Here is a 23,957-nt window from a genome sequence, read left to right on the forward strand (position 1 = left end):
TCCCCGCTTGCCCAACACATAAAAACTCAGCGGAGAGAGCACATGAAGCGTCGCAGTCTGATCAAGGCCCTTACCCTCAGCGCATCGATTGCCGCAATGGGCCTGAGCTGGAGCATCCAGGCCGCCGAGACCATCAAGGTCGGCATCCTGCATTCGCTGTCGGGGACCATGGCCATTTCCGAGACTTCGCTCAAGGACATGGCACTGATGACTATCGATGAGATCAACGCCAAGGGCGGTGTGAACGGCAAGCTGCTCGAACCGGTGGTGGTCGATCCGGCCTCCAACTGGCCGCTCTTCGCCGAAAAGAGCCGCCAGCTGCTGACCCAGGACAAGGTCGCGGTGGTATTCGGCTGCTGGACTTCGGTGTCGCGCAAGTCGGTGCTGCCGGTGTTCGAAGAGCTCAACGGCCTGCTGTTCTACCCGGTTCAGTACGAGGGTGAAGAGATGTCGCCGAACGTGTTCTACACCGGCGCCGCCCCCAACCAGCAGGCCATCCCGGCCGTGGAGTACCTGATGAGCGAGGACGGCGGCAGCGCCAAGCGCTTCTTCCTGCTGGGCACCGACTATGTCTACCCGCGCACCACCAACAAGATCCTGCGCGCCTTCCTGCACAGCAAGGGCGTGGCCGACAAGGACATCGAAGAGGTATACACACCGTTCGGCCACAGCGACTACCAGACCATCGTCGCCAACATCAAGAAGTTCTCTGCCGGTGGCAAGACCGCGGTCATCTCCACAGTCAATGGCGACTCCAACGTGCCGTTCTACAAGGAGCTGGCCAACCAGGGCCTGAAGGCCACCGATGTGCCGGTGGTGGCGTTCTCGGTGGGCGAAGAAGAGCTGCGCGGCATCGACACCAAGCCGCTGGTTGGACACCTGGCGGCGTGGAACTACTTCGAGTCGGTGGATAACCCGGTCAACCAGAAATTCGTCGCCGACTGGAAGGCGTACGCCAAGGCCAAGGGCCTGCCAGGCGCCGACAAGGCCGTAACCAACGACCCGATGGAGGCCACCTACGTGGGCATCCACATGTGGGCGCAGGCCGCCGAGAAGGCGAAGTCTACCGACGTCGACAAGGTCCGCGAGGCACTGGCCGGGCAGAGCTTCGAAGCGCCGTCGGGCTTTACCCTGACCATGGACAAGACCAACCACCACCTGCACAAGCCGGTAATGATCGGCGAGATCCAGGATGACGGGCAGTTCAGCGTGGTTTGGGAAACCGAGCAACCGCTGCGGGCACAGCCTTGGAGCCCGTTCATTCCGGGTAATGACAAACGCCCGGACTATGCAGTGAAAGGTAACTGAGTGCACTGGGGCTGCCTTGCAGCCCATTCGCGGGCACGCCCGCTCCCACGGGGTCCGCACCGTACCTGTGGGAGCGGGCATGCCCGCGAAGAATCCACCGCCGATTTCCAGGATTGCTCGCATGCTCAGACTGCTGCTGACCCTGCTCCTGCTCTTGCCCCTGGCAACCCAGGCCAGCGAGGGCGAATTTTTCCTCACCGCCAAGCCCGCCGAGCAGGCGCAACTGCTCGAAAGCTGGGCCGCGCAACCCGATGCGGCACGCCTGCCGCTGCTGGACAACCTGCGCCAAGGCCGCATCGCCGCCGATGACACGCGCAAGGTGCGCCTGAACAACCGCCTGCGCGGCCTGATCGACAACGCCCTGGCCAGCCACCAGTTGCTCAGCGACAACAGCGCCACCCGCCTGGCCGCCGCGCAACAATTGCAAAAGAGCGCGCAACCGGCACAGATGGCCTTCCTCGACCGACGCTTTGCCCTCGAAGTGGCCCCTGACGTACACGCAGCCCTCGGCCTGGCCCTGGCCAACCTGCAACTGGGCGCCAGCGAACCGGCAGTACGCCTGGCCGCCGTGCGCCTGCTCGGCGAAACCGGTGACCCGCTGGCCCGCACCCGCCTCGAAGCCTTGCTGCAACCCAATGCGGAAACCGACCCGGGCGTGCGCACCGCCGCCGAAACCAGCCTGGCCCAGGTGCAGCGCAAACTGCTGGTCGGCGAACTGCTCGGCCAGGCCTTCAGCGGCTTGTCGCTGGGGTCGATCCTGCTGCTGGCGGCCCTTGGCCTGGCCATCACCTTCGGCCTGCTCGGGGTGATCAACATGGCCCACGGTGAAATGCTGATGCTCGGCGCCTACAGCACCTACATGGTCCAGGTACTGCTGCAGCGTTACGCCCCCGGCGCCATAGAGTTCTACCCGTTGATCGCCCTGCCCGTGGCCTTCACCGTCAGTGCCGGGGTCGGCATGGCACTGGAGCGCACGGTGATCCGCCACCTGTACGGCCGTCCGCTGGAAACCTTGCTGGCGACCTGGGGCATCAGCCTGATCCTGATCCAGGCCATCCGCTTGCTGTTCGGCGCGCAGAACGTCGAAGTCAGCAACCCCGCCTGGCTGTCGGGGGGCATCCAGCTGCTGCCCAACATGGTGCTGCCTTACAACCGCCTGGTGATCATCGGCTTCGCCCTGGCCGTGGTACTGCTCACCTGGCTGCTGCTCAACCGCACACGGCTGGGCCTGAACGTGCGCGCGGTCACCCAGAACCGCAACATGGCCGCCTGCTGCGGCGTGTCCACCGGGCGCGTCGACATGCTCGCCTTCGGCCTCGGCTCGGGCATCGCCGGGCTCGGCGGCGTGGCCCTGAGCCAGGTCGGCAACGTCGGCCCGGACCTCGGCCAGAGCTACATCATCGACTCGTTCCTGGTGGTGGTGCTCGGCGGCGTCGGCCAGCTGGCCGGCAGCCTGTGGGCCGCGTTCGGCCTTGGCATCGCCAACAAGCTGCTGGAGCCGCAGATCGGCGCCGTGCTCGGCAAGATCCTCATCCTTGCGTTGATCATTCTGTTCATCCAGAAACGCCCGCAAGGCCTGTTTGCCCTCAAGGGACGGGTAATCGACTGATGAACCAGCCACTGCTTGTCACCGCTACGCAAAAGGCCGGGCCACACCTGACCCTGGCTATCGGCGCCATCGCCGTCCTGCTGCTGGTGGCCCTGCCGCTGCTGTCGCTGCTGCCGGCGGACCACGCCCTGCAGGTATCGGCCTACACCCTGACCCTGGTCGGCAAGATTCTCTGCTACGCCATCGTCGCCCTGGCCCTGGACCTGGTCTGGGGATACGCCGGGCTGCTGTCGCTGGGCCACGGGCTGTTCTTCGCCCTAGGTGGCTACGCCATGGGCATGTACTTGATGCGCCAGGCTGCCGGTGACGGCCTGCCGGGGTTCATGACCTTCCTGTCGTGGAGCGAACTGCCCTGGTACTGGGCCGGCACCCAGCATTTCGCCTGGGCCCTGTGCCTGGTGGTGCTGGCGCCCGGGCTGCTGGCGCTGGTGTTCGGCTGGTTCGCCTTCCGCTCGCGGATCAAGGGCGTGTACTTCTCGATCATGACCCAGGCGCTGACCTTCGCTGGCATGCTGCTGTTCTTCCGCAACGAAACCGGTTTTGGCGGCAACAACGGCTTCACCAGCTTCCGCACCATCCTTGGCTTCGACATTGCCGCCCAAGGCACCCGCGCGGTGCTGTTCCTGCTCACCGTCGGCCTGCTGCTGGCCAGCCTGTACCTGTGCAGATGCCTTACCCGCAGCAAGTTCGGCCGTTTGCTCACCGCCGTGCGCGACGCCGAGAACCGCCTGATGTTCTGTGGTTACGACCCGCGCGGCTTCAAGTTGCTGGTATGGGTGCTCAGCGCTGTACTGTGCGGCCTGGCAGGTGCGCTGTACGTGCCGCAGGTGGGCATCATCAACCCCGGCGAGATGTCGCCGACCAACTCCATCGAAGCCGCCGTGTGGGTGGCCCTGGGCGGGCGCGGCACGCTGATCGGCCCGCTGCTCGGCGCCGGCCTGGTCAATGGCATGAAAAGCTGGTTCACCGTGGCCTTCCCGGAGTTCTGGCTGTTCTTCCTAGGCGCGCTGTTCATTCTCGTCACCCTGTACCTGCCCAAGGGCGTGGTCGGCCTGTTGAAGAAAAGGAGCCAACCATGAGAGGCGTGCCCCCGGTACACCCGGAATTCATGCTCGAACCGGTGTTCGACAACCTCGGCGCCGGCCGCGACGCCATCGGCCTGGGCCAAAGCCGCAAGGCCGGCCTCGATACCCGCCACGGCACGGTACTGAGCCTGGAAGACATCAGTGTCAGCTTCGATGGCTTCAAGGCGCTGAACGCGCTGAACCTTTACATCGGCGTGGGCGAGTTGCGTTGCATCATCGGTCCCAACGGTGCCGGCAAGACCACGATGATGGATGTGATCACCGGCAAGACCCGGCCCGACAGCGGTACGGCCTGGTTCGGTGACACTCTCGACCTGACCCGCATGAACGAATACCAGATCGCCCAGGCCGGCATAGGCCGCAAGTTCCAGAAGCCCACGGTGTTCGAGGCGCTGACGGTGTTCGAAAACCTTGAGCTGGCGCTGAAGACCGACAAGTCGGTGTGGGCCAGCCTGGCAGCGCGCCTTGGCGGTGAGCAGCGCCAGCGTATCGAGGAAGTGCTGGGCACCTTGCGCCTGTTGCCGCTGGCCCAACGCCAGGCGGGTTTGCTGTCGCATGGGCAGAAGCAGTTTCTGGAGATCGGCATGCTGCTGGTGCAGGAGCCGCAATTGCTGTTGCTGGACGAGCCGGTGGCGGGCATGACCGATGCCGAGACCGAGTTCACCGCCGAGCTGTTCAAGGGGCTGGCTGGCAAGCATTCACTGATGGTGGTGGAGCATGACATGGGTTTTGTCGGCAGCATTGCCGACCATGTGACCGTGCTTCACCAGGGCAGCGTGCTGGCGGAAGGCTCGCTGGAGCAGGTGCAGGCGGATGAGCGGGTGGTCGAGGTCTATCTGGGCCGGTGACCGACATTTGAATGTTTGAAGCCTGTACCGGCCTCTTCGCGGGCTTGCCCGCTCCCACAGGAAACCCACGGTTGTCGAGCCTTGTGTAGTACCTGTGGGAGCGGGCGAGCCCGCGAAAGGGCCGGCACAGGCACAGCAACAATTTCAGGAACACACACATGCTCAAGATCGACACCCTGCACCAGTACTACGGCGGCAGCCACATCCTCCGGGGCCTGTCCTTCGAAGCCAAAGTCGGCGAAGTCACCTGCCTGCTGGGCCGCAACGGCGTGGGCAAGACCACCCTGCTGCGCTGCCTGATGGGTCTGGTCCCGGCGCGCGACGGCAACATCGAATGGGAAGGCAAGCCGATCACAAGCCTCAAGCCCCAGCAACGGGTCCACGCCGGCATCGCCTACGTACCCCAGGGTCGCGAGATTTTCCCGCGCCTCACTGTCGAGGAAAACCTGCTGATGGGGCTTTCACGCTTCCCCGCCCGTGAAGCTCGGGAGGTGCCGGCCTCCATCTACGAACTGTTCCCCGTGCTGGAACAGATGAAACAACGCCGTGGCGGTGACTTGTCCGGCGGCCAGCAGCAACAGCTGGCCATCGGCCGCGCACTGGCCAGCCGCCCGCGCCTGCTGATCCTCGACGAGCCCACCGAGGGTATCCAGCCTTCGGTGATCAAGGAGATCGGCGCAGTCATCCGTCGCCTGGCCGAGCGCGGCGACATGGCAATCCTGCTGGTGGAACAGTTCTACGACTTCGCCGAGGAGCTGGCCGACCAGTACCTGGTGATGGCCCGTGGCGAGATCATCCAGCGGGGCCGTGGCGAAAACATGCAAGCCGAGGGTGTGCGCGGGCTGGTAACCATTTAATCTGCGTGCAACGACCCTGCGAGACGCTGTCATGAGCCATGAAATCCGCGACGCCCTGCCTGACGATGTGCCGGGCATTCTCGACATCTACAACGACGCGGTGCGCAACACCACGGCGATCTGGAACGAAACCCCGGTGGACCTGGCTAACCGCCTGGCCTGGTTCGATGCAAGGGCACAGCAGGGCTACCCGATCCTGGTGGCGGTGGATGGGAGCGGTGTGCTGGGCTATGCATCGTTTGGCGACTGGCGGCCGTTCGAGGGCTTTCGCAACACCGTGGAACATTCGGTGTATATCCGTGGCGATCAGCGCGGCAGGGGGTTGGGCCCGGTGCTGATGGCGGCACTGGTCGAGCGGGCGCGCGCGTGTGGCAAGCATGTGATGGTGGCGGCCATCGAGAGCGGCAATGCAGCGTCGGTGCGCCTGCATGAGCGGCTGGGCTTCGTGGTGACCGGGCAGATGCCGCAGGTGGGGGTGAAGTTTGGCCGGTGGCTGGATCTGACCTTCATGCAGCTGGTGTTGGATCCGAGAGCGGAGCCAAGCTAGGTTTTGTGTGAAATTCTTCGCGGGCTTGCCCGCTCCCACAGGGATCGCACATTTCCCCAGACCTGTGCAGTACCTGTGGGAGCGGGCAAGCCCGCGAATAGGCCGGGCCTGCAAACCTCACATCTGGATAAACCTGCCCAACCGCTGTCTCAGCATGCTGTTCTCACTGCGCAACTGCTGCACTTCCTGCAACAGCTCCAGCGCCAGCGCCACCCCTTCCCACTCCAGTTCCAGCTCCTGATGCAGCTTCGCCGCGCGTTTGGCCAGCAACGGCGCCTGATCGTCGAACAACCAGTCCTCCGGCGTTCGCCCGGAAGGTTCGACAATGCCGTGCTCGACGATTTCGATCACGCAGTCAGCCGTGATATCGGCCTCCTGACACAGGGTACGCATGTCCAGTTGAACGATCAGGGTGCTGCTCATGATCACTTACTCCATTGTGTCCTCGGGTTGAACGCAGCCTTCTCGGAAAGCTGGGTCCACAGTTCGCGGGCAGACTCGTCGGATGCGGGTGGCATGACCACTTTCAGTTGCGCGTAAAGGTTGCCGCGCTCGCCACGCTTGTTGGCCAGGCCCTTGCCCGGTACGCGCAGGCGCTGGCCACTCTGGCTGTCGGGACGGATGGTGAGGTTGATCTTGCCGTCCAGGGTCGGCACGGCCACCTTGGCGCCCAGTGCGGCCTCCCACGGTGCCAGCGGCACGGTGATGATCAGGTCATGACCTTCGACATCGAACAGCGGGTGCGGTGCCATGCGAATGGTCAGGAACAGGTCGCCATTGGCCCCGCCACCACTGCCCGGCGCGCCCTGGCCCTTGAGGCGGATGCGCTCGCCGTCGGTCACCCCGGCCGGGATCTTCACGTTCAAGGTCTTTGTAGTGAAGCCGGTGCGCTGGCCCATGGCATTGGTCTGTGGCACCTGGAAACTGATCTGCTTGGACTCCTTGCTCAGGGTCTCTTCAAGGAAGACCGCCAGTTCTAGCTCCACGTCCTGCCCCCGCCTGCCGGCACTGCGTTGCTGCTGCCGGGCACCACCGAACGGGTTGCCACCGCGGCTACCAAAGATCGAGCTGAAGAAGTCGGAAAAATCACCGCCTTCGAAGCCACCGCCACCGCCGCGGCTTTCCCAACCCGGAGGTGCCTGGAACGGCCGGCCATGTTGGCCGCCGTACTTGCGGATTTCGTCGAACTCGGCACGTTTCTGCGCGTCACCCAGCACTTCGTAGGCCTCGTTGGCCTCCTTGAATTTTTCCTCGGCGTCGCGCTCCTTGCTGACGTCGGGGTGATACTTGCGCGCCAGCTTGCGGTACGCGGCCTTGATTGCCTTGTCGTCCGCCGTGGGCTCTACGCCGAGTATCTTGTAATAGTCTTTGAAGTCCATCTATGGATCACCAATGTGAATGTGCGTGTTGCAATAGAAGATAGGGTTCAAGCATAGCCTTTCAAGACCGCCTTGGGTTTGCGCCATGGCAGACGACCGGTCTTGATTCTGTAGCCAACTGGCATACACTGCGCGGCCGTTTTGCCTCCGGAAGCTCATTTCCCATGTCTGACGTATCCCCGGCCCGCGCCCTGGGCATCGACTTTGGCACCTCAAACTCCACGGTCGGCTGGCACCGCCCCGGCGTGGAGTCGCTGATTGCCCTGGAAGACGGCAAGATCACCTTGCCCTCGGTGGTGTTCTTCAACATCGAGGAGCGTCGCCCGGTATATGGCCGCCTGGCGCTGCACGAGTACCTGGAAGGCTACGAAGGCCGCCTGATGCGCTCGCTGAAAAGTCTGCTGGGTTCAAAGCTGATCAAGCACGACACCAGCGTGCTGGGCAGCGCCCTGCCGTTCAAGGACCTGTTGGGCATGTTCATCGGCGAGCTGAAAAAGCGTGCCGAAGCAGCTGCCGGACGTGAGTTCGAGCAAGTGGTGCTGGGCCGCCCGGTGTTCTTCGTCGACGAAGACCCGGCCGCCGACCAGGAGGCCGAGGACACTCTGGCCGAAGTGGCGCGCAAGATCGGCTTCAAGGATGTGTCGTTCCAGTACGAGCCGATTGCCGCAGCCTTCGACTACGAGTCGAGCATCAGCGGCGAAGAACTGGTGCTGATCGTCGACATCGGCGGTGGTACCTCGGACTTCACCCTGATCCGTCTGTCGCCCGAGCGCCATCTGGTCGCCGAGCGCCAGAGCGACATCCTCGCCACCGGCGGCGTGCACATTGGCGGTACCGACTTCGACAAGCAACTGAGCCTGCAGGGCGTGATGCCACTGTTCGGCTACGGCAGCCGCATGAAGAGCGGCGCGCTGATGCCGACCAGCTATCACCTGAACCTCGCCACCTGGCACACCATCAACGCCCTGTACTCGCAGAAGTCGCAGCTGGCGCTGGGCAGCATGCGCTATGACATCGAGGACACGCTGGGCATCGACCGCCTGTTCAAGCTGATCGAAGAGCGTGCCGGGCACTGGCTGGCGATGGAAGTGGAGGCCAGCAAGATCGAGCTGACCGAGCAGCAGAGCCGCCATGTGGACCTCAGCCGCATCGAGCCTGAGTTGACTGCAGAACTGACCCGCGTACTGTTCGAAGAGGCGATCGAAGGCCTGCTGGAGCGCGTGCGCGGTAGCGTGAGCGAACTGCTGGCCAAGGCTGGCGTCAGCGAAACGCAAGTCGACACGGTGTTCTTCACCGGCGGCTCCAGCGGTATTCCGGCACTGCGCAACAGCGTGGCGGCGATGCTGCCGAATGCGCGGCATGTGGAAGGCAACATCTTTGGCAGCATTGGCAGCGGGCTGGCCATCGAGGCGCGCAAGCGCTATGGCGTAGCCTGAGCCAGGCTCTTCAGCCTGTGCCGGCCCCTTCGCGGGCTTGCCCGCTCCCACAGGGACCGCACCGTACCTGTGGGAGCGGGCAAGCCCGCGAAGGGGCCGGCACAGGCTATTGAAGAATCAGACCAGTTCGGCCCGCTTCAGCTCACTCTTCAGGTAGGCATAGTAGATCGGCCCCGCCACCACCCCAGGCAGCCCGAACGCCGCCTCGAACACCAGCATTGCCAGCAGCAGTTCCCACGACTTGGCACTGATCTGCCCACCCACGATCCGCGCGTTGAGGAAATACTCGACCTTGTGGATGACGATCAGGTAACCCAGCGCCGCCGCCGCCACCCAGATCGACAGCGACAGGCCGACGATGGTGATCAGGGTATTCGACATCAGGTTGCCGATCACCGGCAGCAGGCCCAAAAGGAAGGTCAGCACGATCAGCGTCTTGGTCAGCGGCAGGTGCACGTCGAACATCGGCAGCACCACGGCCAGGAAGATGCCGGTGAACGTAGTGTTGAGCAGCGAGATCTTGATCTGCGCGAAGACGATGTTGCGAAACGCCTGCACCAACAGGCTCAGGCGCTCGAACAGCGCCGCCGCCAGTGGCTTGCGCCGGGAGATGTCGGGGATGCGCTGCAAGGCGACGATGGCGCCGAGGATCATGCCGATCAGCAGGGTGACGAACATGTGTGCCATGCCCTTGCCCACCAGCTGCAGGTCGCTCAGGTGGCTCTTGATCCAGTCACCAATGGCCACCTTGAACTCCGCCGCACTGGCCGGCAGGTAGCCTTCGATGAACGGCGGCAGCTGGCCACGGGCACGCTCCACCAGGGCCATGAACTTGTCCAGCGAGGCCCCGGGGTTTTCCGCCTCGTGCAGCAGGAAGCTGAAGGCACCGGCAAACAGCAGGGTCAGGGTGCTGACCACCAGCGTGCCAAGCAGCGCCACCGCCAGCCAGCGGGCGCGCTGCCCGGCGAGCAGCGGCTGCAGCCGCGGCGTGAGCATGTTGACCAGCTCGAACACCAGCAAGCCGGCCAGCAGGCTCGGCAGCAATTTCAGGGGCAGCGCCAGCAACAGGCCGGCAAACACGATGATCCAGCTGGCCAGGGTGACCTGGCGGGGGGTGAAGGTCATACAGCCTCAACGGCAGACAACGGGAAAGACCCGCAGTCTGCCAGCCTTACGTCTGCAGGCATAGGCGCAGGTCATTTCTTCTTCAGGCAGTCGCTCATGAACGCTTTGCGCTCGTCCCCCTTCAGGGCCTTGGTGGTGGCGTCGGCGTTGCAGGTTTTCATCTTTTCTTGCTGGGTTTGCGGCACGTCCTTCTTCAGGCAGGTGCTCATGAAGGCTTTGCGCTCATCGCCCTTGAGGGCCTTGGCGGTGGCGTCGGCGTTGCAGGTTTTCATCTTTTCCTGCTGCGCGGTATTGGCGGCGAAGCCTTGGGCGCTGAACAACACCGCCAGTACCAGGAAGGGGATTTGCAGCACTTTCATGGAGTAGTCTCCTTGGCTCCGCGCCCGATGCACGGGGGTCGAGCTGAGTGTAGCCAAGAATTCTCAACGCCCTGCCCGTGCCTGGCGACGGTATTGCTCGGGCGTGCATCGGGCCTGGCGCTGGAACATGGCGATGAACGCCGAGGCGCTGCTGTAGCCCAGGTCGAAGGCGATGGCCTGGATCGGCTGGCCGGCTTCCAGTGCTTCGATGGCGCGCAGAAAACGCAGGCGCAGGCGCCATTCGCCAAAACTGATGCCCAGTTCGCGCAGGAACTGGCGGGCCAGGGTGCGCTCGCTGACGTGCACGCGGGCGGCCCAGTCGGCTAGCGGGCGGTTGTCGCCCGGCTCGGCACCGAGGGCATCGAGCACCTGGCGCAAGCCTTCGCTGTGGGCAAACGGCAGGTAACAGGCCTGGCTGGGCGCCAGTAGCAGTTGGTCAAGCAGTACCTGCACCAGGCGCTGGTCGCGCTCGCCCTCGGCCACCCGCAGGTCGCGCCGGGCGAAGTCGGCGAGGATGGCCTTGAGGATGTCGCTGATCATCAGGCTGCATGGTTGCTGAGGCAGTGCGGCACACAGGCTGCGGTCCAGGTAGACCGAACGGTAGACGATGGCCTGTGGGTTGTAGCAGCCATGCTCGGTGTCGGGCGGCACCCACACGGCGTATTGCGGTGGTGACAGGAAGTGCTGGCCGGCGACCTCCAGGTGCATCACGCCGTGGGCGGTGTAGTTGAGCTGGCCCCAGGTGTGGCGATGCAGGGCGCTGCGTGTATCGGCACCGAACTCGTCGTGGCGGAAGTACACCGGAGCCGGGAGTTGGGTGAACCGGGGAATGTCGAGGTAATTGCGCGGCATGCTGTCTGCTTTGCGGGGCGGGTTGTCTGGATAGAAGTATAGGCTTGTGAACAGACAATCGATAATACAGGCCTATCGAGGGCCTGCTCCGCAGGCCTTCGCGGGCTTGCCCGCTCCCACAGGATCCACGCCAGCTTTCAGGCCTGTGATATCCCTGTGGGAGCGGGCAAGCCCGCGAAGGGCTGCAAAGCAGCCCCAATCCAAGCCCCAACGAGTAACCTGCTTCATGAACTACCTGTTCCCCCTGACCGCCATCCTGATATGGGCCGGCAACACCGTGGTCACCAAGATGTCCGCCGGTGCCATCCACCCTGCCGAGATCGGCTTCTACCGCTGGCTGCTGGCCGCGCTGCTGTTCACCCCGTTCCTGCTGCCCGCCGTGTGGCGCAATCGGGCGGCCATTCGCCCGCACCTGGGCAAGGTTTGCGTGCTGGGCGTGCTGGGCATGGCGCTGTACCAGAGCCTGGCCTACTTCGCCGCCGGCATCACCAGCGCCACCAACATGGGCATCATCCTCTCGCTGATGCCACTGATGTCCCTGGCGCTGTCCATCGCCTGGCTGGGTCAGCGCCTGAGCTACGGCGCTCTGCTGGGCGCACTGGTGTCATTTCTCGGCGTGCTTGAAGTGGTCAGTGCCGGCCACCCCGCCAGCCTGCTGCAACAAGGCCTGAACAGCGGGGACCTGCTGATGCTCGTGGCCACACTGGCCTACGCGCTGTACAGCTTCCTGCTGAAGAAATGGCAGCTGCGCCTGCCGCCGATGCAGCTGCTGTACCTGCAGGTGCTGGTAGCCATCGTCGTGCTGTTGCCGCTGTTCCTGCTGTCGGACAAGACCGGGCTGAACAGCCGCAACATCGGCCTGGTGCTGTACGCCTGCGTGCTGGCCTCGATGATCGCGCCCCTGGTGTGGATGCAGGCTGTGCAACGCCTGGGGCCCAGCCGCACCACGCTGTTTTTCAACCTGCTGCCGCTGGTCACGGCGCTGATCGCCGCCGTGGTGCTCGACGAGCAGCTTGCCCGCTATCACCTGGTCGGTGGCCTGCTGACCCTGGCGGGCGTGGTGCTGGCCGAGCGCTGGACCACACCGATCCGTCGCTAGAGCCCTGCCGCCTTCAGCCGCGCGGCATGTTCGGTGAACAGCCGCACCGGTTCGGCCCCCTTGCCCAGCGCACCAAGCGACTGGTTGACGATATCCAGGTGGTCGAGCGGGTAATCGTCGCCGATCACCTGCCCCAGGTGCGAACTGAAGCGCCCGACCATACCGTCGCAATGGCCCTTTTCCTTGACGAAACTGCGCGCGAACAGGCGGCAGAAATAGCTGCTGCCGTCGAACCGGTTGCGCCCCTGGTCGGTCAGACCGGGCTGCAAGATGCCGGACCAGGAGTAATAGCGCACGCCATCGACCTCATAGGCCCCTTCCCCGCCCCAAGTGCCCGGCAGCCCCTGTGGATAAGCCTGGTTGAACAGCGCCACCCCGGCGCTGGTCAACGACTGGTGCGAGGCGTGTACATCCACTGGCAGCGGGTCGCGGCGCCAGCCGGTTTCCAGCCACACCAGCAGCACGGCCAAGCCATGCAGCACAGCCTTCAGGATGCGCCCCTGCGGGGAATCGCCCGGTGCCGTGCGCGCCAGGTAGTCGGCCAGTTCCGAACCCTGGTTGGGCCCCGCCACCGACGTGACCGAGGCCACCCGCCCGGGCCGCCTGGCGGCTGCGTAGCGCGCGCTCAGGGCGCCCTGGCTGTGGCCGATGAGGTTGACCTTTTCCGCACCGGTGCGCTGGCAGATGTCTTCGATAATCGCCAGCAACTGCTCGCCGCGCACCTCGCTGGAATGCAGTGGCGAAACCTGCACCGGGAACACCTGCGCCCCGCCCTTGCGCAGGGCCGGCACGATGCCGAACCAATAGGGGTAGAGCACCAGGCGGACAAAACCGAGCATGCCCGGTACCAGCACCAACGGGTATCGCGTGGCCAAATCCTGCTGCATTGCCCCAGCCCCTTTCCGTGGACGACCGGCCAACACTACAGCGGCCTTGATGACCATCGCAATCGAACTCCCGGCACGCGCTGCGGTTCCAAACCACACAGACCCTTTGCAAGGAGCGGGACCATGTACAAGCAGACCCTGGCAATCCTTCTGGCAAGCGCTACCCTCGCCGCCTGCGGCAGCCGCCCGGAAAACCCGGTGGACTACGTCACCTACCGCGACGAGCCGCTGGTCAAGCAGGTGGAAAAAGGCATGACCATGCAGAAGGTCATCGCCATTGGTGGCAGCCCGTCCAACGTCATCGATCTCCCTCATGGCGGCACCTGCAACGACTACATCCTCAACCACGACGGCCACCAGCAGCCTTACTACGTGCGCTTCGACGCCACCGGCCATGTGGACGCGAAGGGCTTCAAGACGTGCAAACAACGCGAAGAAGACAGCGACGCCGTCAACGGCGCCTAAGCCTTCCAGGCCATATCCATGACCACCCTGATGTTCCAGGAGATGAACATGAATGCGACTGAACTGACCGATGTGCAAACCCTGCGCGAACGTGCCCGCCAGCATGTCGAGAACGGGGCCGTGACCGAGGGTTACCAGGCTGATCGCGAGCAAATCATCAGCTTGCTCAACGAAGCCCTGGCCACTGAACTGGTTTGCACATTGCGCTACAAACGCCACTACTTCATGGCCAGTGGCATCAAGGCCAGCGTGGCTGCCGATGAGTTCCTCGAGCATGCCAACCAGGAAGCCGAACACGCCGACAAGCTTGCCGAACGGATCGTGCAGTTAGGTGGCGAACCGGATTTCAACCCGGATAACCTGAGCCAGAGGTCTCATGCCCAATATGTGGCCGGCACTTCATTGAAGGAAATGGTGCTGGAGGACCTGGTGGCGGAGCGGATCGCTATCGATAGCTATCGCGAGATCATTCGGTACATTGGGGATAAAGATCCGACTACGCGGCGGATTTTTGAAGACATCCTCGCGCAGGAAGAAGAGCACGCGGACGATATGTCCGACCTGTTGCAAGGCTTGTAATTGCTGGGGGCGCTTCGCGACACAAGGCCGCTCCTACAGAGGCATCGCGTCTCGGCAGATTTGCGCGATTCCCTGTAGGAGCGGCCTTGTGTCGCGATGGGCTGCAAAGCAGCCCCCTGCTATTTCCGCCCTTTCACCGCAGCCGGCGCCTTGCCCGCCTTCATCTGCTGCAGCAGCGGCGTGCACTGGTTCGGATCATCTCCGCTGCTAGGCGCAATCAGCGCCAGCAACCCCGCCGCCGGCCCGGCCACCACGCCCAACGCCACCATCCCGGCTCCGCGCAACGCCAGCGGCACCGCCTGCACCCCGGCGCTAGGCTTGGCGAACGGCCCGCGCACATACAACGGCGAGCGCAGCGAGAACAGCCGCAAGCCTTTCGATTCCGGGGTAATTTTCAGGTCCAGCTGCTCAGTGGCGAAATTGGCCGTGCCGTTGATGTAGATGATCGCGTTCTCGGTATCGAAGATGAACAGCCGCGTGGTCGCCAGACCATCCTTGATGCCCACGTCAGCCGCCGCGCAATTGATCTTCACATCCTCATCGCCAAACAGCTTGCCGACCACATAGTTGCCCACGTTCAGCCCGGCAATCTCCATCAGGCTACGGCTGATGGCGCCATCGTTGATCAGCATGCGCAGGTCGCCATTGGCCGTGCCCAGCAAGGCGGCCACCGAGTTGCCCCGGCCGGTGATATCGGCATCGCCGTTCAACTCACCGAAGCTGGTCTGCATCGGCGCGAAGGAGGGGAACAACTGCTTGAGCTTGAAGCCCCTCGCCGTCAGCCGGGCACGCCCCTGCAACGGTACGTTGCGGCCGTCCAGGCGGATCCTGGACGCCAGGTTGCCGCCAGCCACGCCAAAACGCAGGGGCTCCAGGCGCAACAGGCCGTCTTCCAGAATCACGTGGGCCGAAAGGTCGTTGAACGGCAGTTGCGCGCTATGCACGATGCGCTTGCCGGCGAAAGTGACGTCGGCGTCCATCGCGCGCCAGCGCTCGGTGCGGAACTCTTCCACCGGCAACACCTTGCCCGCCGGCTGTTTGCTGGCACCACCGCGGGCCTTCTGCTCGGCGTTCGAGTCGGCGCCGATCAGCGGCGCGAGGTCCTTGAACAGCAACTGGTTGGACACCAGGTTGCCGGACAGCCTGGGCCGTGGCTGGCTAGCCACGAAGGCCAGGTCGCCGTGGATATCGCTGTCACCGATCTTGCCGTTGAAACCCTGGTAGTTGAAGGTCGCCCCTTGCGCCGCGTGCAGGGTTGGCGCTGAGGTGACCGTCGGTGGAATAGGCCGGGGTGTCGGGCAAGGTTACGCCGGTCAACGGGTAGAGGTTGCCCAGGCTGGCGCCGGACAGGCGCAGGCGCAGGTCGAGGGCGCCGAGGTTGCGAGGGTCGGTCAGGGTGCCGGCGAGCACCACATGGGTGTCGCCGATGCGCACGTCAGCCTGCAGCGGGAATGGCTGGCTGGCGTCCTGCAGGGCCAGCAGGCCGCCGATCTTGCCGGTGCCGGACACCGGCTGGCCTTTGTAGCGGCCCTGGGCCTTGAGCCCGAAGGCATAATCCTGCGCGGCACCAGCCTTCTCGGCGCTGGCCTTGCCGACTATGTCACTGAAGGGTATCGGCTTGCCCAGCGGGTCGATCTGCACCTTCATGCTGGTTTTCAGGGTCTGGTCATCGAAGCTGACATTGCCCTGGTCGAAGCCGATGGCGCCAATATCCAGCTGCCATCTGGAAGGCTCTGCATTTTCGTCCTTGGGGCCGAAGTCGAAGGCCCAGTTGGCGCGGCCATCGGCCAGGCGAGTGAGGCTGGCCGTGGGCTTGGTCAGGTCGATGCGCGGGATGCTGATCTGCTGGAACAGCAACGGCAACGGCGCCAGGCGGAACGCCACGCGTTCCAGGCCGACCATTTTCGGTTCCTTGAGCCAATCGGGGTTGCCCAGGGTCAGGTCCTCGGCAATGAAGTGCGGCCAGGGCACCCAGCCACGCCAGCCCCCTTCTTCAGGTTCGGTGCGCCAGTTCACGGCGAGGTTCCCATTGATCGCGAAGGGCCGCTGCAGGGCCTCGGAGACTTTCTCGTTGAGCAGGGGCTTGACGCGGTTCCAGTCGAAGGTGGCGATCACCACCGCCAGGATCGCCAGCAGGGTCAGCAGGCTGGTGAAGGTCCAGACGAGGATTCTGGCGGGACGCGTCATTGCGTGATTCTCCTTGCGGTATGGCACAGAACAGGCGCAGCGGTGGCACTCACTATCTCGGACTAATGAAAACCCGGGGGGTTTTATCGACGGCGCCATGATAGCGAAGTTTTCCTGGCCTTTTGCTCAGCAATGCGTCGCGCCAGGTTGCGGCTGTTACCCGGGAAGCAGGACTGACAAAATGCCATCATTGAGCATGGAAGGTGCTTTCCAGAGCGCCTAAAGCCTCTATCAATACGGTCGATTGTTACCATTACCCGTATGAACTTCTCTCTGGCGTTACGCGGCGTAGCATTGGCTCCGTACCCACTTTCCAGCCCCCGAGAGGAGCACCGAAATCATGAAACGCCATCTGCTGACCCTGACCCTGTCCATCCTGGCTGCCAACGCTTTTGCCCTCCCAGCTGACGAGCAACACCTGACCGCCGAATCGCGTTCCAGCGCTGCGGAAATCGCCCAGCCGCTGAAAACCGTTGCCGAAGGCGGTTCCGATCGCCTGATCGAACGTAGTGGCCGCGTTGCCGAAGGTGGCTCCGATCGCCTGATCGAACGTACTGGCCGCGTCGTCCGAAGGTGGCTCCGATCGCCTGATCGAACGTACTGGCCGCGTTGCCGAAGGTGGCTCCGATCGCCTGATCGAACGTACTGGCCGCGTCGCCGAAGGTGGCTCCGATCGCCTGATCGAACGTACTGGCCGCGTCGCCGAAGGTGGCTCCGATCGCCTGATCGAACGTACTGGCCGCGTCGCCGAAGGTGGCTCCGATCGCCTGATCGAACGCACTGGCCGCGTTGCCGAAGGTGGTTCCGATCGCCTGATCGAACGCACTGGCCGGGTCGCCGAAGGTGGCTCCGATCGCCTGGTTGAACTCAGCCGTGTGAGCTGATCACCATGGCCGAAAACAACAACCTCTGTCGCAACACTTGCTCCCCTCCGAGCCCGGTCCATTGACCGGGCTTTGTTTTTTTAACTAGAGTGCCCAGCCTTACCGCCATAGAAGCCCGCACCATGCTGCCGCGCGCCGAACAGAAGCTACAGACCCGCCAGGCCCTGCTCGATGCAGCCTGCCAGCTCATGGAGAGTGGCCGTGGTTTCGGCAGTATCAGCCTGCGCGAAGTGGCAAAAACGGCCGGCATCGTGCCCACCGGCTTTTACCGGCATTTTTCCGACATGGACGCCCTGGGCCTGGCCTTGGTTGCCGAGGTCGACGCTACCTTCCGCCAGACGATCCGCCTGGTGCGCCACAACGAATTCGAACTGGGCGGTATCACCGACGCCTCGGTGCGCATCTTCCTCGACGTGGTCGCCGCCCACCGCGCGCAGTTCCTGTTTCTCGCCCGTGAGCAATACGGCGGTTCGCAGGCCGTACGCCAGGCTATTGCCCGCCTGCGCCAGGACATCAGCGACGACCTGGCCACCGACCTGGCGCGGATGAAGCGCTGGCAGCACCTGGACAGCGCCGCGCTGGCGGTGATGGCCGACCTGGTGGTGAAGACCGTATTCGCCACCCTGCCCGAGCTTATCGACAGCCCCGAGGCGGGTTATCCACAGGCGCTGACGCCGCAGGAAAAGATCACCCAGCAGTTGCGCTTCATCTTCGTGGGGGCGCGGCATTGGCAAGGGCTCGGCAATCCGGGCTGATCGATCGCCTGTACTGGCCTCTTCGCGGGCACGCCCGCTCCCACAGGTACCCCACATTGCTCAAGCCCGCGAAGAGGCCGGCACAGGCTACCCACAACCCCAGTTCTGCTACCATGGCGCCCTGCCCGACAGCGACGAGCGCCGAAATGTCCGACCCCCGCCCCACCCTGCCCGAACTGGCCCGCTTCAACCAGCACTTCGCCGAACGCATCGTGCCGTTGTGGCAAGGCCCGGGCTGGAACGCCGACATGGCCCTGCCCTACGAGGCCCTGGACGCCCAGCACCAGCCATTGCCGGTGCAGCGCTACCGGGCCATGGCCTGCGCGCGTCAGCTGTATCTGTTCAGCAGCCGCATCGGCCAACCCGGCGCAGCCGAGCGTGCGGCCGCCTTGTTCCGCTCGCTGCAGAAACACTTCCATGACGCCGAGCACGGCGGCTGGTTCTACAGCATCGACGCCCAGGGCAAGCCGCTGGACCGACGCAAGGACCTGTACACCCACGCCTTCATCGTTTTCGCCTGTGCCCACTACTGGGGCAAGGTGCGTGAAAGCCTGGTGGAGTCCACGCTGAACGCTGCGCTGGACATCATCGACCAGCAGTTCGCCCGCGACGATGGCCTGTACGAAGCCAGCCTCGCAGAGGACTGGGCCGACCTGGGTAGCGGCCCACTGCAAAACCCGCAGATGCACCTGGCCGAAGCCTTCCTGCAAGTATTGGCAGTACGTGACGATGAGCACGCCCGGCAATCGCTGCTGCAACTGTGCGAGGCGCTGCAGGCGCACTTCATCGAACCGGAATACGGCCTGATGCTGGAAAAGCCACGCGGCGCTGTGGATAACTGGTTCGAGCCGGGGCACCAGTTCGAGTGGTTCTACCTGCTGCATACCTCGCCATTGCTGCGTGACACGCCGCTGCATGCGTCCATCGACCGCGCGTTCGGCTACGCCGAACAGTACGGGGTGAAGGATGGCGCCGTGCTGTCGATGCTGGATGTGGATGGCCAGGTGCTGGATGCCACCCAGCGCATCTGGGCGCAGGCGGAATACTTGCGGGCACTGGTACTGCGTGCAGGTGGAGAAGCGAAGCTCGCTGGCCAGTTGCAGGCGCTGCAGGCGCGGTTCCTGCGTGAGGCGGGCTGGTATGAGTGCCGCGATGGCGAAGGCAGTGTCAGCCGGCATGACATGCCATCGACTACGCCCTACCACCTGGCGACTTGCCTGGAAGGTTTGCAGCGCCTGAGCTGACGCATTCGCGGGCACGCCCGCTCCCACAGGTACTTTGCCGCCCTCAAGGGCAGCGCTATCCCTGTGGGAGCGGGCATGCCCGCGAAGAGGCCCTCGGATCAGCCCTTGACCGACCGGTCGATCGAGAACCCGGCCCAGTCCTGGCTCACCGGCATCAGCTCGAGGCTGTTGATGTTGATATGTGCCGGCTGGTTGAGGATCCAGAAGATGGTCTCGGCAATATCCTGAGGCTGGATCGGCTCCGCACCCGCATAGGTAGCATCGTATTTCGCCTGGTCACCGCCGAAGCGCACCAGCGAGAACTCGCTTTCGCACAGGCCCGGCTCGATGTTGCTCACCCGCACGCCGGTTCCACGCAGGTCGCAGCGCAGGCTCAGCGAGAACTGCCCGACGAAGGCCTTGGTGCCGCCGTACACGTTGCTGCCCGGGTACGGGTAGTTGCCCGCCACGGACCCTACGTTTAGGATCGACGCCCCACGGCCATGGGCGATCAGCCGTGGCAGCAGCAGGCGGGTGGTGTACATCAGGCCCTTGATGTTGGTGTCGACCATGGTTTCCCAGTCGTCCAGGCTGCAGTTCTGCGCCGCGTCCACACCCAGCGCCAGGCCGGCGTTGTTGACCAGGCCACGCAGCTTGTCGAAGCCGGCCGGCAGATTGGCGATGGCCTGCTCCATGGCCTTGCGGTCACGCACGTCGAGCACCAGGCCGTGTACTTCGGTCTTGGCCGACAGTTCGGCGCACAGAGCGTCCAGGCGCTCCTTGCGGCGGCCAGTGAGCACCAGCTTCCAGCCCGCTTCGGCGAAGCGGCGGGCAGTGGCCTCACCGAAACCGGAAGTCGCGCCAGTGATGAATACGGTGGACGTCATGCTCTGTTCCTCACGGTGGGTTGTCATCGGCAGTTTTGCAGCATGCCCGCGCTGGGCGCTGGCAGCAACCCGTCGAGGGCCCTGTTCATTTTTTGATCATATGCGGCAAAGCCTTGCAGCAGAGGCCTCGCCGCCAGCTATGCGCACGTTATCCACAAGACTTTCCCCACAGATTGGGGGCAATTTGTCCACGGCGCGGAACCCTTTCAGCGTGTCATGGTCGGTGGATATCTTTTCGGTGCTGGCGCAAGGCTTTCAGGTATGCCGCCTGCAGCGGTCTGTCCAAGGTTTTTTCACAGAGTTATCCACAGGATCTTCGCTGCTCTGCGCATGCATGCAGAGCTTTGAAAAGCTTGGGAAAATCACCCATGAGGGCGATGTGATCAAAAAATGATCATAGCTCTGCAGGGCTTGGTATCAAAGGGCTTGATGGATATGCCACCATGTTTTCCACAGGCGGTTCCACATTATCCGTGGAAAAGACTTGGCCTGTGGAAACAAGAGCTTGGGATGGGGTGATGATGTGTACAGGGACAGGTATCCAGGAAGTTGTCCACATCGAGAATGGGGCTGCTTTGCAGCCCATCGCGACACAAGGCCGCTCCTACAAGGGACCGCGATGCCATATGGAATCGCAGGTCGCCTGTAGGAGCGGCCTTGTGTCGCGATGGGCCGCAAAGCGGCCCCGGGATCACTCAATGCCCGCCCAGATAAGCGTTACGCACTTCTTCGTTGACCAACAGCTCCTGCCCCGTCCCGGTCATGCGAATCTGCCCGTTGACCATCACATAAGCCCGGTCCGAGAGCTTTAGCGCATGGTTGGCGTTCTGCTCCACCAGGAAGATGGTCATCCCGGTCTTGGCCAGTTCACGCAAGGTCGAGAAGATCTGCTTGACCACGATCGGCGCCAGCCCCAGCGATGGCTCATCCAGCAGCAACAACTTTGGCCGGCTCATCAGCGCCCGGGCAATGGCCAGCATCTGCTGCTCGCCACCAGACATGGTCATGGCCCGCTGGTTACGCCGCTCTTTCAGGCGCGGGAACAGCTCGTACATGCGCTGCATGTCTTCGTCGGCATGCTTGTCGCCGATGGGGATGGTACCCATCATCAGGTTCTCCTCGACGGTCATGTCGGGGAACACCCGGCGCCCTTCCGGCGACTGGGCGATCCCGTTGGAGGCGATGTAGTGCGACGACTTGCGTGTGATGTCGGTGCCGCGATACACGATATGCCCGGAGGCCGCCCGTGGCTGGCCGAAGATCGACATCAGCAAGGTCGACTTGCCGGCACCGTTGGCGCCGATCAGGCTGACCGTCTCGCCCTCGTTGATGTGCATCGAGACCTTTTTCAGCGCCTGGATCGGGCCGTAGAACACGTCCAGGTCCTTGAGTTCGAGAATGGGTGCACTCATACCAGTTCCTCTTCATCGGCACCCAGGTAGGCGGCGATCACCGTCGGGTTGTGGCGGATATCCTGCGGCGCGCCTTCGGCAATCACGTTGCCGTGGTCGAGCACCACGATATGGTCGGAAATGCTCATGACCATGCCCATGTCGTGCTCGATCAGCACCACGGTGATGTCGTGCTCGTCGCGCAGCACGCGGATCATGCGGCTAAGGGCCTCGGTTTCCTGCGGGTTCAGGCCAGCCGCCGGTTCGTCCAGGCAGATGATCTTCGGCCGCGTGCACATGGCCCGGGCGATTTCCAGACGGCGCTGCTGGCCGTACGACAACTCGCCAGCCAGGCGGTTGGCGCAATCAACCAGGTCGACCACTTCCAGCCAGTAGAACGCGTGGTCCAGCGCGTCACTCTCGGCCTTGCGGTAGGCCTTGGTGTTGAGCACCCCGGCCAGCAGGTTGCGGTTGACCCACATGTGCTGGGCCACCAGCAGGTTTTCCACCACCGACATTTCCTTGAACAGGCGAATGTTCTGGAAGGTGCGTGCCAGGCCGGCGCGGTTGACCAGGTGGGTACCGCCGAACATCTTGTAGTACATGCGGTTGGCAAAGCGCGCCGGCGACACGAAGTCCGCCGCCTGGAAGCGCTCGCCGAGCAGCTGGATGACATTGGTGTGGCTGCCGCGCACGTTCAGCTCGATGCGCCCGCCACTGGCCTTGTAGAAGCCGGTCAGGCAGTTGAACACGGTGGTCTTGCCGGCGCCGTTGGGGCCGATCAGGGCGAAGATCTGGTTGCGCCGAACCTTAAGGCTGACGTCGCTGAGCGCCTTGATGCCGCCGAACTGCATCATCAGGTTGTCGACCGAGAGAATGATATCGTCGCTCATGGCGCCACTCCTTTACGCGGGGTTACACCGGTACGGCTGATGCGGATCAGCCCACGCGGTCGCCAGATCATCATCAGCACCATCAGCACACCGAACAGCAGCACGCGGTATTCGGAGAAGCTGCGCAGCAGCTCCGGCGCCACGGTCAGCACGAAAGCCGCGATCACCACACCCACGGTCGAGCCCATGCCACCGAGCACGACGATGGCGAGGATCAGCGCCGACTCGAAGAAGGTGAACGATGACGGGTTGACGAAACCCTGATAGGTGGCAAAGAACACCCCGGCCAGGCCGGCGGTGGAGGCACCCAGGGTAAACGCCGAAAGCTTGACCAGCACGTGATTCAGGCCCATCGAACGGCAGGCGATCTCGTCTTCGCGCAGCGCTTCCCAGGCGCGACCGACCGGCATGCGGGTCAGGCGGTGCTTGATGTACAGCACGGCCAGCACGACGATGAACAGCACTGCGTAGATGAACACGAACTTGAGGTTGGCGTTGTACTCGAAGCCGAAGAACTCGTGGATAGGTACCCCGCCATCCTTGGCCCGGCGGCCAAACTCCAGGCCGAAGAAGGTGGGCGATGGTGCCGGCATACCGTTGGGGCCGCCGGTGAACGACAACCAGTTGTTCAACACCAGACGGATGATTTCACCAAAGCCCAGGGTCACGATCGCCAGGTAGTCACCGTGCATCCGTAGCACCGGGAAACCGAGGATGCACCCTGCCAGCGCCGCGGCGATGGCCGCCAGTGGCAGCACGCTCCAGAAGCCCAGGCCGAGATACTGGTAACCCAGCGCCAGGCCATAGGCACCGATGGCGTAGAACGCCACGTAACCCAGGTCGAGCAGGCCAGCCAGGCCGACCACGATATTCAGGCCCAGGCCCAGCAACACGTAGATCAGCCCGAGGATGACCACGGTCAGCAGGTACTTGTTGGCGAAGATCGGGAACACGATGGCAATCACCACCAGCGCCGGGATGATGTAGCGCAGGCGCGACACGTAGTTCGGCGCACGCACATGCACGCCCGAGCCAGCCGCTGTCGAAGCCTTCGAGCATGCGCCGCCCGGCGGCGGTCTGCAGGTACAGGCTGAGCAGGAAGCGCCCGAGCATCACCCCGCCGACCAGCCACGCCACACGCTGCGGCTCGGCATTGAAGGTGTAGCCGTCGAGCACCACGCCGACGACCGGGCCAAACACGATGAGGGCCAGCAGGCCGGCGACAATGGTCTCCAGCAGGCTGCGTTTAAGGTCGAAACCCTTGTTGGTTTCGCTTACAGCGGCAGTTTTGGCAATCGACAT

The 23,957-nt window shown here is 63.8% G+C and carries 22 protein-coding genes and 2 pseudogenes; 13 read left to right on the forward strand and 11 right to left on the reverse strand.

Annotation, left to right across the window (positions count from 1 at the left end):
- The first annotated feature begins 42 nt into the window (after nucleotides 1–42).
- From urtA to QIY50_07815, 6 genes are all read left to right on the forward strand, one after another.
- The gene (gene urtA / locus QIY50_07790) at nucleotides 43–1,308 is read left to right on the forward strand and encodes an urea ABC transporter substrate-binding protein (GenBank protein ID WGV22083.1); all 1,266 of its coding nucleotides are present in this window, start codon (nucleotides 43–45) and stop codon (nucleotides 1,306–1,308) included.
- Between the two features lie 121 nt (nucleotides 1,309–1,429).
- Entirely contained in the window at nucleotides 1,430–2,917 is a 1,488-nt protein-coding gene (urtB, locus tag QIY50_07795) for an urea ABC transporter permease subunit UrtB (protein ID WGV22084.1), read from the forward strand.
- Nucleotides 2,917–3,996 carry an urea ABC transporter permease subunit UrtC gene (gene urtC / locus QIY50_07800; protein WGV22085.1) on the forward strand — a complete coding sequence of 360 codons (1,080 nt, stop codon included), beginning with the start codon at nucleotides 2,917–2,919 and terminating at the stop codon, nucleotides 3,994–3,996. The genes urtB and urtC overlap by 1 nt, the downstream gene beginning before the upstream one ends.
- Entirely contained in the window at nucleotides 3,993–4,850 is an 858-nt protein-coding gene (gene urtD / locus QIY50_07805; protein ID WGV22086.1) for an urea ABC transporter ATP-binding protein UrtD, read from the forward strand. The genes urtC and urtD overlap by 4 nt, the downstream gene beginning before the upstream one ends.
- A gap of 158 nt (nucleotides 4,851–5,008) precedes the next feature.
- Nucleotides 5,009–5,707 (forward strand): urea ABC transporter ATP-binding subunit UrtE, encoded by a 699-nt coding sequence (gene urtE, locus QIY50_07810; GenBank protein WGV22087.1) that lies wholly within the window; start codon nucleotides 5,009–5,011, stop codon nucleotides 5,705–5,707.
- Between the two features lie 31 nt (nucleotides 5,708–5,738).
- On the forward strand, nucleotides 5,739–6,254 hold the full coding sequence (locus tag QIY50_07815; GenBank protein ID WGV22088.1) for an N-acetyltransferase family protein: 516 nt from the start codon (nucleotides 5,739–5,741) through the stop codon (nucleotides 6,252–6,254).
- A gap of 117 nt (nucleotides 6,255–6,371) precedes the next feature.
- Here the strand turns inward: QIY50_07815 and QIY50_07820 are convergent, their stop codons facing one another.
- Nucleotides 6,372–6,677: a chaperone modulator CbpM gene (locus QIY50_07820; protein WGV22089.1), complete on the reverse strand. Its 306-nt coding sequence runs from the start codon at nucleotides 6,675–6,677 to the stop codon at nucleotides 6,372–6,374.
- Between the two features lie 2 nt (nucleotides 6,678–6,679).
- The gene (cbpA, locus tag QIY50_07825; GenBank protein WGV22090.1) at nucleotides 6,680–7,633 is read right to left on the reverse strand and encodes a curved DNA-binding protein; all 954 of its coding nucleotides are present in this window, start codon (nucleotides 7,631–7,633) and stop codon (nucleotides 6,680–6,682) included.
- 164 nt (nucleotides 7,634–7,797) lie between these two features.
- Between cbpA and QIY50_07830 the strand changes: the two genes are divergently transcribed.
- On the forward strand, nucleotides 7,798–9,069 hold the full coding sequence (locus QIY50_07830; GenBank protein ID WGV22091.1) for an Hsp70 family protein: 1,272 nt from the start codon (nucleotides 7,798–7,800) through the stop codon (nucleotides 9,067–9,069).
- A 117-nt stretch (nucleotides 9,070–9,186) separates the two neighbouring features.
- Here the strand turns inward: QIY50_07830 and QIY50_07835 are convergent, their stop codons facing one another.
- From QIY50_07835 to QIY50_07845, 3 genes are all read right to left on the reverse strand, one after another.
- The gene (locus QIY50_07835) at nucleotides 9,187–10,194 is read right to left on the reverse strand and encodes a hypothetical protein (protein ID WGV22092.1); all 1,008 of its coding nucleotides are present in this window, start codon (nucleotides 10,192–10,194) and stop codon (nucleotides 9,187–9,189) included.
- Between the two features lie 71 nt (nucleotides 10,195–10,265).
- Nucleotides 10,266–10,553, reverse strand: a complete 288-nt coding sequence (locus QIY50_07840) for a PsiF family protein (protein ID WGV22093.1) — start codon at nucleotides 10,551–10,553, stop codon at nucleotides 10,266–10,268.
- 63 nt (nucleotides 10,554–10,616) lie between these two features.
- Entirely contained in the window at nucleotides 10,617–11,405 is a 789-nt protein-coding gene (locus tag QIY50_07845; protein WGV22094.1) for a helix-turn-helix transcriptional regulator, read from the reverse strand.
- Nucleotides 11,406–11,631: 226 nt separating this feature from the next.
- Here QIY50_07845 and QIY50_07850 point away from each other — a divergent pair, with 226 nt between their 5' ends.
- On the forward strand, nucleotides 11,632–12,504 hold the full coding sequence (locus QIY50_07850) for a DMT family transporter (protein WGV22095.1): 873 nt from the start codon (nucleotides 11,632–11,634) through the stop codon (nucleotides 12,502–12,504).
- On the opposite strand, the gene QIY50_07855 is transcribed toward QIY50_07850, so the two are convergent.
- The gene (locus tag QIY50_07855; protein ID WGV22096.1) at nucleotides 12,501–13,391 is read right to left on the reverse strand and encodes a triacylglycerol lipase; all 891 of its coding nucleotides are present in this window, start codon (nucleotides 13,389–13,391) and stop codon (nucleotides 12,501–12,503) included. The two genes, QIY50_07850 and QIY50_07855, sit on opposite strands and share 4 nt — an antisense overlap.
- A gap of 123 nt (nucleotides 13,392–13,514) precedes the next feature.
- Here QIY50_07855 and osmE point away from each other — a divergent pair, with 123 nt between their 5' ends.
- Together osmE and QIY50_07865 are read left to right on the forward strand one after the other, a co-directional pair.
- Nucleotides 13,515–13,856, forward strand: coding sequence for an osmotically-inducible lipoprotein OsmE (gene osmE, locus QIY50_07860; protein WGV22097.1), 342 nt, complete (start codon nucleotides 13,515–13,517; stop codon nucleotides 13,854–13,856).
- A gap of 48 nt (nucleotides 13,857–13,904) precedes the next feature.
- Complete coding sequence (locus QIY50_07865; protein ID WGV22098.1) at nucleotides 13,905–14,435, forward strand: ferritin-like domain-containing protein; 531 nt, start codon at nucleotides 13,905–13,907, stop codon at nucleotides 14,433–14,435.
- 119 nt (nucleotides 14,436–14,554) lie between these two features.
- Here the strand turns inward: QIY50_07865 and QIY50_07870 are convergent.
- Nucleotides 14,555–16,622 (reverse strand): annotated as a pseudogene (locus QIY50_07870) (AsmA family protein).
- 1,006 nt (nucleotides 16,623–17,628) lie between these two features.
- On the opposite strand from QIY50_07870, the gene QIY50_07875 reads away from it, so the two are divergent.
- Both QIY50_07875 and QIY50_07880 read left to right on the forward strand, forming a co-directional pair.
- The gene (locus tag QIY50_07875) at nucleotides 17,629–18,261 is read left to right on the forward strand and encodes a TetR family transcriptional regulator (protein WGV22099.1); all 633 of its coding nucleotides are present in this window, start codon (nucleotides 17,629–17,631) and stop codon (nucleotides 18,259–18,261) included.
- 146 nt (nucleotides 18,262–18,407) lie between these two features.
- Nucleotides 18,408–19,505 carry an AGE family epimerase/isomerase gene (locus tag QIY50_07880; GenBank protein WGV22100.1) on the forward strand — a complete coding sequence of 366 codons (1,098 nt, stop codon included), beginning with the start codon at nucleotides 18,408–18,410 and terminating at the stop codon, nucleotides 19,503–19,505.
- Between the two features lie 98 nt (nucleotides 19,506–19,603).
- Here the strand turns inward: QIY50_07880 and QIY50_07885 are convergent, their stop codons facing one another.
- Nucleotides 19,604–20,371 (reverse strand): SDR family oxidoreductase, encoded by a 768-nt coding sequence (locus QIY50_07885; GenBank protein WGV22101.1) that lies wholly within the window; start codon nucleotides 20,369–20,371, stop codon nucleotides 19,604–19,606.
- On the opposite strand from QIY50_07885, the gene QIY50_07890 reads away from it, so the two are divergent.
- Nucleotides 20,352–20,765, forward strand: a complete 414-nt coding sequence (locus QIY50_07890) for a hypothetical protein (protein ID WGV22102.1) — start codon at nucleotides 20,352–20,354, stop codon at nucleotides 20,763–20,765. The two genes, QIY50_07885 and QIY50_07890, sit on opposite strands and share 20 nt — an antisense overlap.
- 301 nt (nucleotides 20,766–21,066) lie before the next feature.
- Here QIY50_07890 and QIY50_07895 read toward each other — a convergent pair whose 3' ends face one another.
- From QIY50_07895 to livM, 3 genes and pseudogenes are all read right to left on the reverse strand, one after another.
- Nucleotides 21,067–21,783 carry an ABC transporter ATP-binding protein gene (locus QIY50_07895; protein WGV22103.1) on the reverse strand — a complete coding sequence of 239 codons (717 nt, stop codon included), beginning with the start codon at nucleotides 21,781–21,783 and terminating at the stop codon, nucleotides 21,067–21,069.
- Entirely contained in the window at nucleotides 21,780–22,655 is an 876-nt protein-coding gene (locus QIY50_07900) for an ATP-binding cassette domain-containing protein (protein ID WGV22104.1), read from the reverse strand. Before QIY50_07900 ends, QIY50_07895 begins: the two co-directional genes overlap by 4 nt.
- Nucleotides 22,652–23,957 (reverse strand): annotated as a pseudogene (gene livM / locus QIY50_07905) (high-affinity branched-chain amino acid ABC transporter permease LivM). The gene QIY50_07900 and the pseudogene livM overlap by 4 nt, the downstream one beginning before the upstream one ends.

Origin of the sequence: Pseudomonas putida (genome assembly GCA_029953615.1) — a bacterium.
GTDB lineage: Bacteria > Pseudomonadota > Gammaproteobacteria > Pseudomonadales > Pseudomonadaceae > Aquipseudomonas.

What these genes read in the sequence shown, in the direction of transcription:
- urtA (WGV22083.1), top strand. Translation starts at nt 43, where the DNA reads ATGAAGCGTCGCAGTCTGATCAAGGCCCTTACCCTCAGCGCATCGATT.
- urtB (WGV22084.1), top strand. Translation starts at nt 1,430, where the DNA reads ATGCTCAGACTGCTGCTGACCCTGCTCCTGCTCTTGCCCCTGGCAACC.
- urtC (WGV22085.1), top strand. Translation starts at nt 2,917, where the DNA reads ATGAACCAGCCACTGCTTGTCACCGCTACGCAAAAGGCCGGGCCACAC.
- urtD (WGV22086.1), top strand. Translation starts at nt 3,993, where the DNA reads ATGAGAGGCGTGCCCCCGGTACACCCGGAATTCATGCTCGAACCGGTG.
- urtE (WGV22087.1), top strand. Translation starts at nt 5,009, where the DNA reads ATGCTCAAGATCGACACCCTGCACCAGTACTACGGCGGCAGCCACATC.
- QIY50_07815 (WGV22088.1), top strand. Translation starts at nt 5,739, where the DNA reads ATGAGCCATGAAATCCGCGACGCCCTGCCTGACGATGTGCCGGGCATT.
- QIY50_07820 (WGV22089.1), bottom strand. Translation starts at nt 6,677, where the DNA reads ATGAGCAGCACCCTGATCGTTCAACTGGACATGCGTACCCTGTGTCAG.
- cbpA (WGV22090.1), bottom strand. Translation starts at nt 7,633, where the DNA reads ATGGACTTCAAAGACTATTACAAGATACTCGGCGTAGAGCCCACGGCG.
- QIY50_07830 (WGV22091.1), top strand. Translation starts at nt 7,798, where the DNA reads ATGTCTGACGTATCCCCGGCCCGCGCCCTGGGCATCGACTTTGGCACC.
- QIY50_07835 (WGV22092.1), bottom strand. Translation starts at nt 10,194, where the DNA reads ATGACCTTCACCCCCCGCCAGGTCACCCTGGCCAGCTGGATCATCGTG.
- QIY50_07840 (WGV22093.1), bottom strand. Translation starts at nt 10,553, where the DNA reads ATGAAAGTGCTGCAAATCCCCTTCCTGGTACTGGCGGTGTTGTTCAGC.
- QIY50_07845 (WGV22094.1), bottom strand. Translation starts at nt 11,405, where the DNA reads ATGCCGCGCAATTACCTCGACATTCCCCGGTTCACCCAACTCCCGGCT.
- QIY50_07850 (WGV22095.1), top strand. Translation starts at nt 11,632, where the DNA reads ATGAACTACCTGTTCCCCCTGACCGCCATCCTGATATGGGCCGGCAAC.
- QIY50_07855 (WGV22096.1), bottom strand. Translation starts at nt 13,391, where the DNA reads ATGCAGCAGGATTTGGCCACGCGATACCCGTTGGTGCTGGTACCGGGC.
- osmE (WGV22097.1), top strand. Translation starts at nt 13,515, where the DNA reads ATGTACAAGCAGACCCTGGCAATCCTTCTGGCAAGCGCTACCCTCGCC.
- QIY50_07865 (WGV22098.1), top strand. Translation starts at nt 13,905, where the DNA reads ATGAATGCGACTGAACTGACCGATGTGCAAACCCTGCGCGAACGTGCC.
- QIY50_07875 (WGV22099.1), top strand. Translation starts at nt 17,629, where the DNA reads ATGCTGCCGCGCGCCGAACAGAAGCTACAGACCCGCCAGGCCCTGCTC.
- QIY50_07880 (WGV22100.1), top strand. Translation starts at nt 18,408, where the DNA reads ATGTCCGACCCCCGCCCCACCCTGCCCGAACTGGCCCGCTTCAACCAG.
- QIY50_07890 (WGV22102.1), top strand. Translation starts at nt 20,352, where the DNA reads ATGAATACGGTGGACGTCATGCTCTGTTCCTCACGGTGGGTTGTCATC.
- QIY50_07885 (WGV22101.1), bottom strand. Translation starts at nt 20,371, where the DNA reads ATGACGTCCACCGTATTCATCACTGGCGCGACTTCCGGTTTCGGTGAG.
- QIY50_07895 (WGV22103.1), bottom strand. Translation starts at nt 21,783, where the DNA reads ATGAGTGCACCCATTCTCGAACTCAAGGACCTGGACGTGTTCTACGGC.
- QIY50_07900 (WGV22104.1), bottom strand. Translation starts at nt 22,655, where the DNA reads ATGAGCGACGATATCATTCTCTCGGTCGACAACCTGATGATGCAGTTC.